The organism is Janthinobacterium sp. SUN176 (genome assembly GCF_030587335.1).
GTDB classification, from domain to species: domain Bacteria; phylum Pseudomonadota; class Gammaproteobacteria; order Burkholderiales; family Burkholderiaceae_D; genus Janthinobacterium; species Janthinobacterium kumbetense.
In genome coordinates, this window is the sequence record NZ_JAPWIA010000001.1 from 549,349 (window position 1) to 566,282 (window position 16,934).

The 16,934-nt window shown below is 66.4% G+C and carries 12 protein-coding genes; 7 read left to right on the top strand and 5 right to left on the bottom strand.

The window, feature by feature from the left end:
* The first annotated feature begins 68 nt into the window (after positions 1 to 68).
* The 7 genes from tssB (at position 69) to tssH (ending at position 8,783) form a co-directional block, all read left to right on the top strand.
* Positions 69 to 578, top strand: coding sequence for a type VI secretion system contractile sheath small subunit (tssB, locus tag O3299_RS02575; protein WP_077402277.1), 510 nt, complete (start codon positions 69 to 71; stop codon positions 576 to 578).
* 1 nt (position 579) lies between these two features.
* Complete coding sequence (gene tssC / locus O3299_RS02580) at positions 580 to 2,064, top strand: type VI secretion system contractile sheath large subunit (RefSeq protein ID WP_099664664.1); 1,485 nt, start codon at positions 580 to 582, stop codon at positions 2,062 to 2,064.
* 33 nt (positions 2,065 to 2,097) lie between these two features.
* Positions 2,098 to 2,589 (top strand): type VI secretion system tube protein Hcp, encoded by a 492-nt coding sequence (locus O3299_RS02585; RefSeq protein WP_035817450.1) that lies wholly within the window; start codon positions 2,098 to 2,100, stop codon positions 2,587 to 2,589.
* A 95-nt stretch (positions 2,590 to 2,684) separates the two neighbouring features.
* Entirely contained in the window at positions 2,685 to 3,176 is a 492-nt protein-coding gene (tssE, locus tag O3299_RS02590) for a type VI secretion system baseplate subunit TssE (protein ID WP_035817453.1), read from the top strand.
* 2 nt (positions 3,177 to 3,178) lie between these two features.
* Positions 3,179 to 5,023 carry a type VI secretion system baseplate subunit TssF gene (gene tssF, locus O3299_RS02595; RefSeq protein ID WP_305061423.1) on the top strand — a complete coding sequence of 615 codons (1,845 nt, stop codon included), beginning with the start codon at positions 3,179 to 3,181 and terminating at the stop codon, positions 5,021 to 5,023.
* Positions 4,987 to 6,072, top strand: coding sequence for a type VI secretion system baseplate subunit TssG (tssG, locus tag O3299_RS02600; RefSeq protein ID WP_305061424.1), 1,086 nt, complete (start codon positions 4,987 to 4,989; stop codon positions 6,070 to 6,072). Before tssF ends, tssG begins: the two co-directional genes overlap by 37 nt.
* A gap of 53 nt (positions 6,073 to 6,125) precedes the next feature.
* Positions 6,126 to 8,783 carry a type VI secretion system ATPase TssH gene (gene tssH / locus O3299_RS02605; RefSeq protein WP_305061425.1) on the top strand — a complete coding sequence of 886 codons (2,658 nt, stop codon included), beginning with the start codon at positions 6,126 to 6,128 and terminating at the stop codon, positions 8,781 to 8,783.
* Between the two features lie 13 nt (positions 8,784 to 8,796).
* Here tssH and tssA read toward each other — a convergent pair whose 3' ends face one another.
* From tssA to O3299_RS02630, 5 genes are read right to left on the bottom strand one after another with little or no spacing between them, the layout of a single operon-like run.
* The gene (tssA, locus tag O3299_RS02610) at positions 8,797 to 9,834 is read right to left on the bottom strand and encodes a type VI secretion system protein TssA (RefSeq protein ID WP_099664659.1); all 1,038 of its coding nucleotides are present in this window, start codon (positions 9,832 to 9,834) and stop codon (positions 8,797 to 8,799) included.
* Between the two features lie 48 nt (positions 9,835 to 9,882).
* Positions 9,883 to 10,695: an OmpA family protein gene (locus O3299_RS02615; protein ID WP_305061426.1), complete on the bottom strand. Its 813-nt coding sequence runs from the start codon at positions 10,693 to 10,695 to the stop codon at positions 9,883 to 9,885.
* Between the two features lie 2 nt (positions 10,696 to 10,697).
* Positions 10,698 to 11,681 (bottom strand): type VI secretion system-associated protein TagF, encoded by a 984-nt coding sequence (gene tagF, locus O3299_RS02620; RefSeq protein ID WP_289911746.1) that lies wholly within the window; start codon positions 11,679 to 11,681, stop codon positions 10,698 to 10,700.
* The gene (gene tssM, locus O3299_RS02625; protein ID WP_305061427.1) at positions 11,678 to 15,442 is read right to left on the bottom strand and encodes a type VI secretion system membrane subunit TssM; all 3,765 of its coding nucleotides are present in this window, start codon (positions 15,440 to 15,442) and stop codon (positions 11,678 to 11,680) included. The genes tagF and tssM overlap by 4 nt, the downstream gene beginning before the upstream one ends.
* A 53-nt stretch (positions 15,443 to 15,495) precedes the next feature.
* Complete coding sequence (locus O3299_RS02630; RefSeq protein WP_305061428.1) at positions 15,496 to 16,926, bottom strand: hypothetical protein; 1,431 nt, start codon at positions 16,924 to 16,926, stop codon at positions 15,496 to 15,498.
* Between the last annotated feature and the right edge of the window lie 8 nt (positions 16,927 to 16,934).

The window sequence follows — 16,934 nt, forward strand, 5'->3', positions numbered from 1 at the left end:
CAGGCACAGGTACGCCGCAGTTCAACAGGCGCATCGCCGATGCCGCCAATATTTGGGAGGGGGATGTCATGTCGAAAAAAGATAGTGTGCAGAAGCGCTTGCAAAAGGTACGCCCGCCACGCGTGCAGATGACCTATGACGTCGAGATCGGCGACGCCATCGAAAACAAGGAGCTGCCCTTCGTGGTGGGCGTGGTGGGCGATTTCGGCGGCAATTCCGAACTCGAGCAGAAGCGCCTGAAGGACCGCAAGTTCGTCGATATCGACCGCGACAATTTCGATGAAGTGATGAAGGGCATCGAGCCGCGCGCCACCTTCCGCGTGCCGAATGAACTGGGCGCCGCTGGCGGCCAGTTCGGCGTCGAGCTGAAATTTCGCGCGATCGCCGATTTCCGCCCGGAAGCGGTGGTCGAGCAGGTCGAGCCGCTGCGCAAGCTGCTCGAGGCGCGCACCAAGCTGGCCGACCTGCGCAACAAGCTGGCCGGCAACGACAAACTGGAAGACATCCTGAATGACGTGCTCAACAGCACGGAAAAACTGGCCCAGCTGGAACAACATTCCCACGTCAGGAAAGATTGATATGTCCGCACAACTGACCCCCGCATTGAGCGCTGCTGGCGCCGCCGAAATCGACTTGCTCGACCAGATCGTCGAGCAGAGCAAGGTGGCCAAGTCCAGCGTCGAACACGCCCGCGCCAAGGATCTGATTTCCGAACTGGTCAGCCAGGTCATGGATGGCACGGTGGTGGTATCGAATAACCTGGCCGCCACCATCGATGCCCGCGTGGCCGAACTGGACCAGCTCATTTCCGCGCAGCTCAGCGCCATCATGCACGCGCCCGAATTCCAGAAGCTGGAAAGCAGCTGGACGGGCCTGCACTACCTGGTGAAGAACACGGCCACCGGCACGAATCTGAAAATCAAGATGATGAACGCGACCAAGCGCGAGCTGGTCAAGGATTTCCAGAGCGCGCTGGAGTTCGACCAGTCGACCATGTTCAAGAAGGTCTACGAAGAGGAATTCGGTACCTTTGGCGGCGCGCCGTTCGGCACCTTGCTGGGCGACTTCGAATTCAGCCGCCAGCCGGAAGACATGTATTTCATCGAGCAGATGTCGCACGTGGCCGCTGCCGCGCACGCGCCGTTCATCTCGTCCGCCTCGCCGGAACTGTTTGGGCTGGAAAGCTACAGCGACCTGGGCAAGCCGCGCGACCTGGCCAAGGTCTTCGACACGGTCGAGTATGCGAAGTGGAAATCCTTGCGCGAATCGGAAGATTCGCGCTACGTGGGCCTGACCTTGCCCCGCTTCCTGGGCCGGCTGCCGTTCAATCCGCTCGATGGCGCCACCGTCGACGGCTTCAATTTCGTCGAGGACGTCGACGGCACCGACCACCAGAAATACCTGTGGTGCAATGCCGCCTACGCGTTCGGCACCAAGCTGACGGCCGCCTTCGAGGATTACGGCTGGTGCGCGGCGATCCGCGGCGTGGAAGGGGGCGGCTTGGTGGAAGACTTGCCGACGCATACCTTCAAGACGGACGAGGGCGAGGTGGCGCTGAAATGCCCGACCGAGATCGCCATCACGGACCGCCGCGAAAAGGAATTGAGCGACCTGGGCTTCATCTCCCTCGTGCACTGCAAGAACACGGACTATGCCGCGTTTTTCGGCGCCCAGTCGGCGCAAAAGGCGAAAAAATACAATACCGACGCCGCCAACGCGAACGCCGTGCTGTCGGCGCAGCTGCAATACATCTTCGCCGTGTCGCGCATCGCCCACTACATGAAGGCCATGATGCGCGACAAGATCGGCAGCTTCGCCGCCGCTTCCAACGTGGAAGATTTTCTCAACCGCTGGCTGACGCAGTACGTGTTGCTCGACGATAACGCAAGCCAGGAGCAGAAGGCCCAGTTTCCGCTGCGCGAAGCCTCGGTGCAGGTGGCGGAAGTGCCGGGCCGGCCCGGCGTGTACCGCGCCGTGTCCTTCTTGCGTCCGCATTTCCAGCTTGACGAATTGTCCGTTTCACTCCGTTTGGTCGCGGAGCTTCCGCAGTCGACCAAATCGTAATGTATTTTTCTTCACACCCTTGAAAGGAATAACATGGCAATCGACGTATACTTGCAAATTGATGGCATCAAAGGCGAATCCACGGATAACAGCCACAAAGATTGGATCGAATGCAAGTCGGTCCAGTGGCAGGTGTTGCAACCCAAATCGGCGACCGCCTCGACGGGCGGCGGCCATACCGCCGAACGTACCGAGCACAAAGATATCGTCATCGCCAAGATGGCCGATCTCGCCAGCCCCCTGCTGCTGCAGACTTGCTCTTCTGGTAAGACCATCCCGAAAGCCAAGCTCGAGTTCCTGCGCGCCGATGGCCAGGGCGAGCGCATCAAGTACTTCGAGATCGAACTGGAGAATGTGATGATCAGCAGCGTGGCGCCATCGGTGGCCGCGGGCGACATTCTCGGCGAAGACCTGGCACTCAAGTATTCGAAGGTCAAGTGGAAGTATACGCAGCAAAAAGTGGGTGGCGGTTCGGGCGGCAACACCTCCGGCGGCTGGGACCTGTCGGCCAACAAGACAGCCTGACCGCATCTGACCGCGTACGCCAGCGGCGCGCTGCCGCCGCTGGCTTTCCTGGCCGCCGGCAGCGGCGTCCACGCCACCCATGAAACGGGAAGCCCATGAAAGGTTTTACGCCGGGCCTGTTCGACCGCCTGATGGATACGCCCGTGCACGGCGCCTCCAGCGGCACCGTCTCGCGCCTCTCGCTCGAGGATTTGAAAGACACCGTGGCGCGCGACCTCGAAGCGCTGCTCAACACGCGCGCCGTGCTGCCCGAGGCGCTGCTCAAACCCTTTCCCGAGTGCGGCAAGTCGATCATCACGTACGGCTTGAACGATTTCGCCGGGCTTAGCCTGTCGAGCACGGACGACCGCGCCTATATCTGTCAGTGCCTGGAAAAGGCCATCGCCCGCCACGAGCCGCGCTTGCGCCAGGTGCGCGCATCGCTGGAAATCGAGGAAGGCTCCATCAACCGCCTCAATTTCGCCATCAGCGCGCTGCTGGTGGTGCATGCGGCGCACGAACCGGTCAGCTTCGACGCCATCCTGCAGCCTTCCAGCCTGCATTACACGATCAGCAAGGGACGCCGCGCCGCGTCCACGGGAGCCTGACCTTGGACGAATTGCTGCCCTATTACGAGCGCGAACTGGGTTTCCTGCGCCGCTATTCGCGCGAGTTTTCCGAGCGCTACCCGAAGATCGCGGGCCGCCTGCTGATGGGCGGCGAGGTGTGCGAAGACCCGCACATCGAGCGCATGATCCAGTCGTTCGCGCTGCTCAATTCGCGCATCTCGAAGCGCATCGACGACGATTATCCCGAATTTACCGAAGCGCTGTTCGAAGTGCTGTATCCGCATTACCTGCGGCCATTCCCCTCGTGCTCGATCGCGCGCATGGATTACGGCGCCGCGGCGGCGCAGCTGACGGCGCCTGCGGAAATCGCCCGCGGCACGGAGCTGACGACGCGCCCCGTGAAAGGCGTGGCCTGCACCTTCCGTACCGCCTATCCCGTGACGGTGGCTCCGCTGGCGCTCACGCATGCGGCTTTTTCCGCCATCATCGAGGCGCCGGAACAGGTGCTGCTGCCGGCGAATGCCACCTCGGGCGTGCGCATCGCCATCGAGTCGAGCGCCGCGCAGCTGTCGCTGGGCCAGCTGGGACTGGCGTCGCTGCGCGTGTTCATCGATGGCCAGCCCTCGTTTTGCGCGGCGCTGCGCGACGCCCTGTTCATGCGCACCGTGAAGGCCTATGTTGAGGCGGACGGCGGCGGCAGCTGGGTCGCGCTCGACGGCATTCCCGTGCGCAGCGCCGGCTTTGCCGAGGACGATGCACTGATCCCGTTTTCCGCCCGCTCCCATCCGGCCTACCGGCTGCTGACCGAGTATTTCTGCTTTCCCGAAAAATTCAATTTCTTCGACATCGACCTGGGTGTGCTGTGCGCCGCGCTGCCGTCCGGCAGCCGCCGCATCACCTTGCACCTGGCGCTGAGCGGCTTGCGCACCGATTCGAACACGGCACGCCTGCTGGGGACGATGAACACGCACAACCTGCTGCTGGGCTGCACGCCGGTGGTCAACCTGTTCCGCCAGCGCGGTGAGCCCATCCGCCTCACGCACACGGCCGCCAGCTACCCCGTGCTGGCCGATGCGCGCCGCGCGTATGCGTTCGAGGTGCAGGCTATCGACTCGGTCAAGCTGGTGCGGCAGACGCCGCAGGGCGAATCCGTGGTGGAATTCCGCCCATTCTATTCGCTGCGCCATGGCGAGACCCCGGCCAGGGATGGCCACTACTGGGTCATGCGGCGCGACGAGATTATCGCCAGCAAGAGTCCCGGCTACGAAATGCAGATCTCGATCGTCGACATCGATTTCGATCCGGCCGCGGTGGAAACGGACACGCTCAGCCTGGAGCTGAGCTGCACCAACCGCGACTTGCCGGCGCAGCTGACCTACGGCTTGCACGGCGGCGACCTGTTTCTCGAAGGTGGCTCCAGCGTGCGCAGCATCAGCCTGCTGCGCAAACCCAGCGAGTCGCACCGTTTCGAACGGGGCAGGGGCGCCCACTGGCGTTTGATTTCGCATCTGTCGCTGAATCACCTGTCGCTGGCCGGCAGCGGCCTGGAAGCGTTCCAGGAAATGTTGGCCCTGTACGACTTGCCGCGCTCGGCCACGTCGCAGCGGCAAATCCGCGGCATCACGGCCATCGCCCACCAGGCCGCCAATGCCTGGCTGCCAGGCAATCCCTTCGCTTGCCTGGTGCGCGGCGTCGAAGTGCGGCTGACGATAGATGAAGAGGCCTTCGTCGGCAGCGGCATCCACGCCTTTGCGCATGTGATCGAGTGCTTCCTGGGCTTGTATGTGCATGCGAACAGCTTCACGCAGCTGGTGGTGCTGGCAAAAAAATCAGGAGAGGAGCTGTGGCGATGCAAACCACGCAGCGGCGATTCGAGCCTAGTGTAATCGAGCGCCTGTTTGCCCAGCCTTGCCGCTTCCAGTACTTCCAGGCGGTACGCATGCTGGAGCTTTGGCTCAGGCGCAATGGCTTGCCGCACGACGATGCGGTGGCCAGTTTCCTGCGCTTCCAGAATTCCGTCTCGCTCGACTTCGCCCCCAGCCAGATCGAAGCGCTGGCGCCCGAGCCGCGCGAACTGGCCACGGACGCCAACGCCCTGGGCGCGGCGCTGCGCAGCGCCCAGCTGAAATACGTGCGCGTCACGCCGGCCTTCATGGGCTTTCTCGGCGTGGCCGGCGCGCTGCCGCTGCACTATACGGAACGCATCGCCACCCACCAGCTGTATGAAAAGGACGAGGGGCCGCGCGCCTTCCTCGACACGTTCTCGAACCGCGCCCTGGCCCTGTTCTATGAAGCCTGGCGCAAGTACCGGCTGGAGCTCAAATATCAGCTCGACGGCAAGGATCAGTTCCTGCCGCTGCTGCTGTCGCTGGCAGGGCTGGGCAACGCCTCGCTGCGCCAGCGCCTGGCGGAGGACGGCACGGGCGTGCTCGACGAATCGGTGGGCTACTTTGCCGCCGCCATGCGCCACCGGCCGCCGTCGGCCGTGATGATTGGCCAGGTGCTGTCCGAGTATTTCGGGCAGCGCGTCGCCGTCAGCCAGTTTGTCGGCTGCTGGTACGACGTGCCGCGCGAGCAGCAAAGTACGCTGGGCGGCAGCAACGCCGTGCTGGGCGCCACCGCCATGGTCGGTGCGCGCGTCTGGCAGCGCGACTTGCGCCTGCGTCTGACCATCGGCCCCCTGGCCCGCCGCCACTTCGACGCTTTCCTGCCCGGCGGCGCGGCCGCTCTCGCGCTCGAGAAAATGCTCGCCATGTTCACCGGCCTGTGCCTGGAATACGAAGTGCAGCTGGTGCTGCGCGCCGCCGACGTGCAGGGCACGGCGCTGGCAGTGCCGCGCAGCGGCGGGCGGCTGGGCTGGGACAGTTTCCTGATCACCGGCGGCGAGGCGTGCGACCGCGCCGATGTCCGCTATGAACTGCATGCGCCGGCTTGAGCGCGCCACTCCACCGATTTCGCCAACCATCACCCGACAAGGACCGCCGCCCCATGAGCATCAACCTGAAAACCCTGATCAGCAAGTTGAACGACACCTGCCGCACGGCCGCCACGCGCGCGGCCAGTCTGTGCGTCGGCCTGGGGCAGTATGAAGTCGACCTGGAGCATGTCTTCCTCGCCTTGCTGGAGCAGCCGCACAGCGATTTCGTGCTGATTGCCCGCAGGAGCGGGGTCAGCGTGAGCATGCTGGAAGCGGATTTGCGCGCCGAAGTGGCGCGCCTGCAGACGGGCAATGCGCGCACGCCCGTGTTTTCCTTGCGCCTGCCGAAACTGTTCGAGCATGCCTGGCTGATCGCTTCGCTCGATTTGCGGGCCGGGCGGCAGGTGAGCATCCGCAGCGGTCACCTGCTGCAGGCGCTGCTGACCGAGCCGGAACTGGCGCAGCTGGCCTACCGGGGCTCGGCGCTGTTCCACGAATTCAAGCTCGACGAGATCAAGCACGGACTCGACAAGCTGACCGAGGGTTCGCAGGAAGCCGGCGAGACGGCCGCAGGGCAGGAAGAGGCGGGCGACGCCGGCGGCGATCCCGTGGGGGAATTGGCCGGCGCGGCGGCGTCGAAAACGCCGGCGCTGGACCAGTTCACCGTCAACCTGACGGCGCGCGCGCGCGCCGGCAAGGTCGATCCCGTGATCGGGCGCGACATGGAAATCCGCCAGGCGATCGATATCCTGATGCGGCGCCGCCAGAACAACCCCATCCTGACGGGCGAGGCCGGGGTCGGCAAGACGGCCGTGGTGGAGGGCCTGGCGCTGCGCATCGTGCAGGGCGACGTGCCCGACATCCTGCAGGGCGTGGAAATCCACACGCTGGACATGGGCCTGCTGCAGGCCGGCGCCAGCGTCAAGGGCGAATTCGAGAACCGCCTGAAAAACGTCATCGCCGAAGTGGGCAAGAGCGCGCACGCCATCATCCTCTTCATCGACGAGGCGCACACGATGATCGGCGCCGGCGGCAGCGCTGGCCAGAACGATGCGGCTAATCTGCTGAAACCGGCACTGGCGCGCGGCGAGCTGCGCACCATCGCCGCCACCACCTGGGGCGAATACAAAAAATATTTTGAAAAGGATGCCGCGCTGGCGCGCCGCTTCCAGGTCGTCAAGATCGAGGAACCGAGCGAAGAGCTGGCGTGCGCCATGTTGCGCGGCATGGCGCCGCTGATGGAACAGCATTTCAAGGTGCGCATCTTCGACGAGGCGATCACCGAAGCCGTGCGCCTGTCGCACCGCTACATCGCGGGCCGCCAGCTGCCGGACAAGGCCATCAGCGTGCTCGATACAGCCTGCGCCAGGGTGGCGCTGGGGCAGAGCGCCACGCCGGCCCTGCTCGACAGCGTGACGCGCCGGCGCGAGCGCATCGATGCGGAAGCCTCGGCCCTGGCACGCGAGGAGAGCGGCGGCGCGCGCCATGGCGCGCGGCTGCAGCAACTCGACGCCGAACGCGGTGCCGCCACGCAGGAACACGCGCAGCTGGCCGCGCGCTGGGATGGCGAAAAGGCGCTGTCGGAACAGATCCAGGCGATCCGCCGGCAGCTCGAGGAGGGCAAGCCGGCCGACGCGGGTCAGGGGCGCGAGTTGCTGGCGCTGCAGGCCGAGCTGGCGTCGCTGCAGGGCGAGACGCCGCTGGTGCCGGTGCAGGTCGACGGCCACGTGGTGGCGGAAATCGTCGCCGGCTGGACCGGCATCCCGCTGGGCAAGATGGTCAAGGATGAACTCAAGACGGTGCTGCGGCTGAAGGATTTGCTGCAGGAGCGCGTGCTGGGCCAGCCCCACGCGATCGAGGCGGTGGCGCAGCGCGTGCGCACGGCGCGCGCCAACCTGGACGACCCGGACAAGCCGAAGGGCGTGTTCCTGTTCGTCGGCCCGTCCGGCATCGGCAAGACGGAAACGGCGCTGGCGCTGGCCGACGTGCTGTACGGCGGCGAACGCAAGCTCATTTCCATCAACATGAGCGAATACCAGGAAGCTCACAGCGTCTCGGGTCTGAAGGGTTCGCCGCCTGGCTATGTCGGCTATGGCGAAGGCGGCGTGCTGACCGAGGCGGTGCGCCGCAATCCCTACAGCGTGCTGCTGCTCGACGAGGTGGAAAAGGCGCATCCCGATGTCATGGAGCTGTTCTTCCAGGTCTTCGACAAGGGCGTGATGGACGATGCCGAGGGACGCGAGATCGATTTCAAGAACACCATCATCATCCTGACCTCGAACGTGGCGTCGGCCGCCATGATGCAGGCGTGCCTGAACCTGCCGCAAGAGCAGTTGCCGACGCCGGAGCAGCTGGAGCTGGCCATCCGTCCGCAGCTGCTGAAGGTTTTCAAGCCCGCGTTCCTGGGGCGCCTGAAGGTGATTCCCTATTATCCGCTCGGCGACGATGTGCTGGCCCGTATCATCGGCCTGAAGCTGGGCCGCATCGCGGCCCGCATCGCCGCCAATCACCAGGCCGAGTTCCTCTACGACGAGGCGCTGGTCGAGGCGGTGCTGGCGCGCTGCACCGAAGTCGATTCGGGCGCGCGCAATGTCGACAATATCCTCAATGGCAGCCTGCTGCCGGAAATCGCCGAAGCCGTGCTGGCGCGCATGGCGGAAGGGCAGGGCATCAGCCGCATCAAGGCCAGCGCCGGCAAGCAGGGGCAGTTCCGGTACACGATCAAATAGGCGTCTAGCCGGCTCAGTGGCCGCTGCCGGGCGCGATGCCCAGCAGTTCCTCGATGTGGGCCAGCGAGGCGCCGTCCTTGACCACGCCGCGCAGCCATTCGTGCAGGTTCTGCTCGCCGGCGTTGGCGGCCTTGTCGGCGAAGTAGGAGACGGGGCTGTGCGGTTCCGTCTGGCGGAAGTACTGCGCCACCTGGCGCAGCTGCGCCAGCGCCTGGGCGCGGCTTTGCAGCTCGCCGGGCGCCGCCGGCAGCAGCGCCGGCATGGCAGCCACCGCCGCCTGGCCGCCAGCCGGCACCGGCGCGGTGGCGACGCTGGAGGCAGGGATGGCCGTGGCGGCGGCAGGCAGGGCGAGCTGTATCGCCTGCAGGGCCTCGCGCGCCATGGAAAAGCCCGGGCTATCCCTGCCCAGGCGGGTATCGGCCGCCTGTTCCAGCTCGGCCAGCGCGTCCAGGCAGAACTGGGCGTCGGCGGCAAAGGCGGCGCGGAACTGCGCCGACGTGCCGCGCCGCGCCGCCTCCATGTCCACCAGCTTGGTGCCGTTGACGCCGTCCTGGTTGCTGGCGGCCCGCTTGCGCGCCGTCTCGAAGTCGACCGTCGACCAGCCGCCCGACTGCTTGTCCGTCAGCGCCATCGCGCGCACGAGGGACGGCGTGCGCGCCAGGATCCAGCTCAGGTTGCCGATGCGCTGCTCGTGGTCGTCGCCATCGGGCTGCGGGTACAGGCCCAGGTCCCAGTACTGGCGCAGCAGGCCCGCCAGCAGGCGATAGCCTTCGCCCAGGCCGCGCAAATGGTCTTGCCTGGCGCAAGCTTCGGCCAGCCAGGCGGCGAGCCGCAAGTCCTTGCTCTTTTCGCCCAGCAGGGTGGCGCAGCGTTGCAGTACGAAGGCCCAGTCGGCTTCCTTCAGGTCGGTGACCCACTCGCCCTGGTCGAGCGTGGGGTCGTCGAACTTGCGCGCCTGGCCGATGGCGTCGAAGTCGGTGGAGAAGGACAGGTCGACGCCGCATGGCTGTTCGGCGCTGATGGGAAGCAGGAGCTGGTCGGCTGAAATCATGTGTGTTCTCGGCAGTGGGGCGGATAGCTTGCGGGAGGCGTGGCGGTCTTACTGGACCATGCGAAATTCGATGCGGCGGTTGCGCGCGCGGCCATCGGCGCTGTCATTGCTGGCGATGGGACGGTCCGGGCCCTGTCCGGAAGCGCTGAGCAGGTCGCCGTCGATGCCCTTGCCGGCCAGGTAGGTCTTGACCGCCTCGGCGCGCGCCTGGCTCAGATTCTGGTTGCTGGCGCGCAGTCCCAGGTTGTCGGTGTGGCCGATGATGTCCACCTTGCGGCCCGCCAGCTTGTGCAGCGCCGCGCTCATTTCGTCGAGGATGGCGCGGCCAGACGGCGTCAGCGTGGTCTTGCCGCTCTCGAATTCGATGGTGCGGTTGGCCAGCGTGCCATCGAGGATGTTCTGGTCGGAGGCGGACACGCGCAAGCCGTTGTTGACGGTGTACGTGGGATTGAGGCTGGTGGCGAAGTCGCTGGCGATCTTTTGCCGCTGCGCTTCGTTGGCCACTTCGCCGCGCACGCTGACCACGCTGCCTTCGATCTTCAGCTGGCCGCGGCGGATCTGTTTGAGATCCGCCGTCAGCAGTTTTTGCACATAGGCGTTCCAGTTGGCCGGCTGCGCGACCTGGCCGACGGCGATCTGGTCGACCACCTTGTCGGCGCCATACAATTCGCGCAGGCGCACCAGCACCGCCGCCTTGGCCGCTTCGTCCGGCACCGTGCCGCTGGCCAGGACCTGGCCCGGTTGCGGCGTGGCGGCGGCGGGCGCCGAGACAGCGGCCGCCGGCACGGCGGCGCTTTGCGCGCCGGCGCCGGCCGGGGCGAATACCAGGCTGAGAAGGATGGCAAGGCGGAGGTGGCGCATGATCAGGTCCCGATGAAGGCGGCACGAAACGTGTCGTGCGCCGATTTGAGTGACAGGTTGGGCTGCGCGAGGTAGCTCGAGGCTTTCTTGATGGCGTAGTCGCTGTTGGCGTGTTCCTCGACCCAGGCCAGGTCGTCGAAGGCGATGTGGTGTTCCAGCGCCGCCTGCGGTTCCATGATGGCGTGCAGGGTCTGCGCCGAGGCGCCGCAAAAGCCCAGCACCAGCGCATGGCGGCCGCGGATGCGGGTGATGAACAGCGCCAGTTCGAAGTCGGCGCGCGCCAGGAAGGGGGCGATCAGGTGCATCCAGAAGGCCGCCACCAGATTGCGGTACAGCGGGTCGGCCGGCAGCGGCAGTTCCAGGCTTTTTTCCAGCCGGCTGGAACTGCTGGCCATGACGGGCTGCAGCAGCATGCCCAGGGCCAGCAGCACCTGGCGCACGGAACCGCCAAAACCCGTGGGCGCCAGCAGGGCGTCGAGCGCGCCCACCGTCTGCAAGCCGAGGAAATCGTCGAAGGCGGCATCGTAGGCGCTGCCGCGCAAGTCCAGTTCGATGCTGGCGCCTGCGGCGGCGGCCGGCAGCGCGGCGCCGGCCGCCGCGCCGCACATCTCGGCGCTCAGGGCATCGAGGCGGTTCCACAGGCGCGACAGCACAAGCGGACTGGTCGGCACGAAGCCGGCCGGCTGCGCCACTTCCATGGCGCCCATCATCAGGAAGGGAAAGCGGCGCGACGAGGCATCGCTGCTGGCGGCGATATGCCCGGCGATGGCGCGGCCGCGGCGCGGGCCGATGAACGCGAAATGCAGCGGCGGCAGCGCGTCGTAGGTCAGCTTCCAGCGCGCATCGGCCGTCATCAGTTCCATGGCGTTGGCCAGCCACTCATCGAGCATCTTCAGCAGGGCCGGGTTGTCGCCGTGCTTGATGAAGTCGCCGCGGCTGGGGATCTTGCCGAAATAGCCGATCTGGGTAACGGTAGGGCGGCTCATGGCGTGTTCCCGGCGATGGCGGTGGCCGTTTCCGGCGCGCCGATGACGACCGATTCCGGCAGCTTCAGGCCGCGGAAACCCTGGTTGCCGGCGGAGGTGGCGGCCGGCGCGGTCGCGGCCACGATCTTCAGGTTGGCCATCACGGTGACGCCGCCGTTCTCCCAGCTCAGTTCGAATACGCCGCCCTCCTTGCGTGTGCGCCTGGCCGAGTCGATCATCTTCTTCAGGCCGAAATGACCCGGTTCGTTCAGCAGTACCACCGTGCGCCCTTCCGGCGTGATGGCGCTGATACGCGAGCCGGGCACGCCTTGCGGATTGGGCCAGACCATGTGCACCCAGGGCTGCGGCTGGCCGCGCCAGCGCAGCGCCTGGCCATCGATCTCGATCGTATATTCGGTGGCGCCGGGCGCGCTCAAAGCCTGCAGGTCGAAGCGCGTCTGCGCTTCGGCGGCGCCGGCCGCCGTGGCCACACCGTTGGCGCTGAGCGGGGCGACCCAGCCGGGCAGGCTGGCCACCACCGGCGGCGCCAGGGTGATGCCCATCGCGGCCCAGGTCCTGGCGCTGATGGCGTCGCCGCGCCGCACGACCAGCGGGCCGATGGTGGTGTTGAAGAACTTGGCGATGGCGCCTTCCGGGCCGAATACCTGGCCGATGTCGGCATTGCTCGCCTCGATGCGCGAGTCGGGCGCGAACGGATATTTCGGCGCCAGGGTTTTCTGGAACGGTTCGAGCACCTGCGCCAGCCATACCTTGTTGATTTCCGTCTCGGTGGGCTTGACGATGACGGCGAAGGTCTGCATCAGCGGGCGCACCAGCAGCGGGCGGATGGCCTGCTTTTGCGGGTCGCTCATGCCGGTCAGCATCTGCTCGTCCACGTATTTCAGCGCGTCGGCCAGCTCCGAGCCGCTGCCATCGAGCGTCTGCTGCATCAGCTGCTTGGCGCCGGGGCCCGTGTCGCCCTGGTTCTTGATCTGGTTGAAGCGCACGCGCAGCTTCGACAGGGCCGCCAGGTAGCCGCGCATGGGCGAGGCTTCCTTGTCGCGCGCCACCACCAGGCGCGCCACGCCGGAAAATTCGCGGCCGACGGGCCCCATCGGCATGGCGCCGCCGGCCTGGCCCGCCGCCGCGGCGGCAGGCTTCTGGCGCAGCACCGTTTCGCGGAACCAGTCCATCGCCCCGCGCTGGGCGCGCTGCAAGCCCTGGCCCAGCAAGGAGGGGTTGTCCCACGAGGTTTCCTGGTACACCGTCTCGATCAGTTTGTTGAGGGGCGAGGCTTGCGGATCGCCGAGGCGGTTCATCGCCTGCGCCGCATTGTCGAAACCGTTCAATTCGCGGATGCTGACGCCCTGGATGAATTTCTGCCACTCCCGCGCGTAATCGGTCTTGTACAGTTCCACCAGCGCCTTCTGGATCTGTTCCGGGCTGCCTTCCAGGGTCAGGTCATCCTTCGACGCCGTTTTCAATACCCAGTCGGCGCTTTGCAATTCGCGGTTGGCCGCTTCCTGGAACGCCTGCTGGATGTATTTTTCCCACGCGTCGCGCGTGAAGGTGCCGGGGATGGCGTAGCTGCCCAGTACCAGTTCCTTGTCCTGCTCGCCAACGATGCGCGCCACCGTCATCGACGGGAAGCGCGTGGCGGCGCGCGCCTTCACGTCCGCATACACGCGGTCGCGCGCCGGCATGCCGCGCACCACGCGGCGCAGGCTGTCGCGCGACTGGTCGGCCAGGGCCAGCTTGTTCTCGATCTGCGGCCAGGACGGGTCGTCGATCTGCGTCAGATAGAACGAGATCAGGCGTTCGGCGCTGCGGATCATCTGTTCGCGCGGCATGTTGCCCCGGTTGGCGTCGAGCCAGCCGCGCCAGTAGCGGGTCAGCTGGTCGTTCAGGTGGCCGGCCTCGGCGCGCGACTTGTCGCCCAGCATCAAGTAGGTTTTCAGGGCATTGTAGGCATCCTCCACATTCGTCGGCGCGGCATCCTTGAAGGGCTGGCCTGTCGTACCGACCGCCGTAACGGCTGCCGTGCCGACTGTGGCAGCGGCCGCCGTGCCGGCCGGTGCCGGCGTCAGCGGCTGCAGCCGGTCGGCGCCCGCGTTCACTTCCGCGAGGAAGGACTCCAGCGATTGCGCCACCGGCGCGAGCATGACTTCCTTGAGGCCGGAAAAATACTCCTCGCGCAGTTTGCGCTCCAGCAAATCCCCCTGGTACAGGCCCAGGCTGAGCGCCAGCGGCCGCTTGCTGCGGTACGCTTCCAGCTGCTCGATGCGGTCCTGCATGATTTCCAGGGCCTGGAAGCGCGACTGCAGGTCCAGGCGCTGGTCCTGCACCTTGATGGCTTGCTCCAGGTCGGCCTGCACGTTGGCCGCCAGCTGGCGGTTGGCCAGGTAGGACCAGCTCCAGCCGCCCAGCGCCAGGCCGGCCAGCGCGATGGCGGTGAAAAACGTGGCATAGCGCAAGCGTGTCTTGCGCGGGCTGGCGTATTGCGCCACCAGTTCCCTGTCGGCGAAGATCACCTTGCGAAACAGGTTCAGCAGGAAATAGCCGTGCTGATCCTGGGCCTGGACCGTCTTGTGTTCCTGCTGCTGCGGCTTGAGGTCGAAGCGCTGCGCCACCCGTTCCGACGAGGCGGAGACGGAGGCGCCTTCTTGCAGCGCGCTGGTGAAATAGAAACCGCGGAAGACGGGCTTGAACTGGAAGGGATTTTCTTCGAACAGGGTGGCGATGAAAGCGCGCAGCGGTCCCTTCACGGAACTGAATTCCAGCGGGAAGGTGAACACGCCGGGCGGCATGCGCTCGCGTCCCAGCAGCGACATATTGGCCAGGCTGAGGTCCTTCAAGCCATCGTACAGCTCATCGAAGCGCTGGTCGAACTGTTCCAGCACATCCTGTTTCGAGCTGTTGACGCTGTAGGGCAGGGTGGCGCCCCAGACCTTGTCGCGTTCGGCGCGTTCGGCATCCTGGAAAAATTCGCTGAAGCCGGTGATCAGGTCGGCCTTGGTGAAGACCACGTACACGGGCGCATGGACTTCCAGCTTCTCCGTCAGTTCCTGCACGCGCTGGCGCAGGTTCTTGGCCAGTTCGATGGCGAATTCGGGCTTGCTGCCGGTCAGCTCGGCAATGCTGACGGCGATGATGATGCCGTTGATCGGCGCGCGCTTGCGGTGCTTTTTCAGCAGGCCGAGAAAGCCGAACCATTCGGCGCGGTCTTCATCGTTGATGGCGTAGCGCCCGGCCGTGTCGAGCAGGATGCCGTCGGTGGTGAAAAACCAGTCGCAGTTGCGGGTGCCGCCCATGCCTTGCACGATCTTGCTGTCGACAAAAGGAAACTGCAGGCCGGAATTGGCGATCGCCGTGCTCTTGCCGGCGGCGGGGTTGCCGATGATCATGTACCACGGCAATTCATACAGCGCGGCATCGCCCGACAGCTGGCCCAGCCGCGATGTCTTGATGGTATTGATCGCTTCCAGCATGCGCTTGCGGATGGCTTCGGTTTCCTCGCGCTGCACCGGACCGGCCTTGGGCGCGGCGCCCGCCGCCTGCTGCTCCAGCATGCTGTTGAAGCTGGCACCCTCGCGCCGGCGCCGGCGGCGGCGCAGCCACCACACGATGGCGCCCAGCAGCGCCGCCGCGGCCAGCAAGGGCAGCAGCCGGATGGCTGGCCAGTCGAAAATGGCGGCGCAGGCGAACAGCAGCAGGATGGCGGCCGCGATGCCGAGGATGAGCAGGCTGGTGCGTGAAGTCAGGGAGTGCCAGAATCGTTGCATCATAGTTTTATAGTGTGCAAACCGTTAAGGTGCGTGAATGGGACGTCGCTGTATCAGGTGGTGCCGTGTTTCGCGCGCGGACCAACGACGAGGGCGCCGCGCTGGAATGGATCGAGGTTGCTGAGACATAAAACGTGCGCGCCATCGTCGGCCGCCGCCTGCCGCGCCATGGCCAAGGCGGCCAGCGTCGTGACCGCGCCGCACTGGCCGCATGCGGTGCCGACGCCCAGCACTTGCTCGCCCAGGTCCAGCTGGGGCAAGATGGCACCGGCGCACTGCATCAGTTCGAGCATGCGGTTGGCGCGCTGGTCGGTATCGGCGCTGACCAGCGCGATGCCGGCCGCCGCATCGTCGCCGGCTGCCGCCAGCGCCTGCCTGCTCAGTTCCGCCAGCATGCTCTTGTCGGCCGGGCCGCGCTGGCTGGCGCCTTGCGGCAGTTCGCCCGTGGCGGCGCGGTGCAGCAGGACAGGTGCGGGCTCGTCCGGTGACGCCGTCGCGCCAGGAATGGCCAGCAGCAGGCCGGCCGCGCCTTCGCCGGGAATCTGTCCGTTCGCCTGGCTGGCGCTGAACAGCTGGCCCTGGCTCGCCAGGACATGCACGCGCAGCTCGCCCAGGTGCGAATCGCAGGCCAGCACGATGGACAGGCCGGGCGGCTGCGGTGGCGCGGCATGGCCGGCAAGCTGGTTCAACAGGGCAAACGGCGCCGGTGGCCGGTTGGCGGCTTCGGCGGGCGGCGGCAATGTCTGCGCTGGCCAGCCCTGCTCGCGCGCCAGGTGGCGCAGCCAGGCGTCGCCGGCCTGGCGCTGGGCGGCGCTCCACGAGGCCGGCATCAGCAGGTGCAGCCGCAGCATGGGCGGCGCGCTGGCTGGCGAGGCCCGTGCGCCTGCGGACAGCGCATGCTGCAGGGCTTCGTCCACCAGTTCGGCCAGCACTTCGGCGCCCAGGGCCAGCGCGCGCACGTCTTCCGGATTGAAGGGAAACGGTTCGCTGGCCAGGCCGGCCTGCGGATGCTCGCGCAGCCAGGCGGCCAGCACTTGCTGCTGCTCTTCTTCGTCGATGCCGTCCACCCTGCCGCACAGCAGGGGATAGCCGTCTTCATCGAGCAGCTGGCTGTCGAGTGCAGGGCGCGCCTGGCGGGAGCGCATGGCGGCCAGCAATTCTGACGGCGTGGCGCCGCCCGGCATGCGCAGGGTGGCCGCCACGATATGCAGCGGCAGCGGTGCCACGGGAGGTGTCGCCGCCTCGGCCTCGAGTGGCGCGGCCAGACCCGGCGCCGCCAGGGCTGGCCCGGCCAAGAGCCTGGCCAGCAGTTTTTTACCCAGCCAGAGCATCAATAGCAGGGCCAGCGGTAGCGCCAGCATGGCGCCGGCCAGTTCGCCCGGCGTCGGCATGCGCGTGCTGTCGCGCCAATAGGCGATGGCGCCCGTCCAGCTCAGCGCAAAGACGGACACGGTCAGCAGCCCGCGTCGCAACCAGGGGCGCATCAGCGGGC

What these genes read in the sequence shown, in the direction of transcription:
- tssB (WP_077402277.1), top strand. Translation starts at nt 69, where the DNA reads ATGTCGAAAAAAGATAGTGTGCAGAAGCGCTTGCAAAAGGTACGCCCG.
- tssC (WP_099664664.1), top strand. Translation starts at nt 580, where the DNA reads ATGTCCGCACAACTGACCCCCGCATTGAGCGCTGCTGGCGCCGCCGAA.
- O3299_RS02585 (WP_035817450.1), top strand. Translation starts at nt 2,098, where the DNA reads ATGGCAATCGACGTATACTTGCAAATTGATGGCATCAAAGGCGAATCC.
- tssE (WP_035817453.1), top strand. Translation starts at nt 2,685, where the DNA reads ATGAAAGGTTTTACGCCGGGCCTGTTCGACCGCCTGATGGATACGCCC.
- tssG (WP_305061424.1), top strand. Translation starts at nt 4,987, where the DNA reads ATGCAAACCACGCAGCGGCGATTCGAGCCTAGTGTAATCGAGCGCCTG.
- tssH (WP_305061425.1), top strand. Translation starts at nt 6,126, where the DNA reads ATGAGCATCAACCTGAAAACCCTGATCAGCAAGTTGAACGACACCTGC.
- tssA (WP_099664659.1), bottom strand. Translation starts at nt 9,834, where the DNA reads ATGATTTCAGCCGACCAGCTCCTGCTTCCCATCAGCGCCGAACAGCCA.
- O3299_RS02615 (WP_305061426.1), bottom strand. Translation starts at nt 10,695, where the DNA reads ATGCGCCACCTCCGCCTTGCCATCCTTCTCAGCCTGGTATTCGCCCCG.
- tagF (WP_289911746.1), bottom strand. Translation starts at nt 11,681, where the DNA reads ATGAGCCGCCCTACCGTTACCCAGATCGGCTATTTCGGCAAGATCCCC.
- tssM (WP_305061427.1), bottom strand. Translation starts at nt 15,442, where the DNA reads ATGCAACGATTCTGGCACTCCCTGACTTCACGCACCAGCCTGCTCATC.
- O3299_RS02630 (WP_305061428.1), bottom strand. Translation starts at nt 16,926, where the DNA reads ATGCGCCCCTGGTTGCGACGCGGGCTGCTGACCGTGTCCGTCTTTGCG.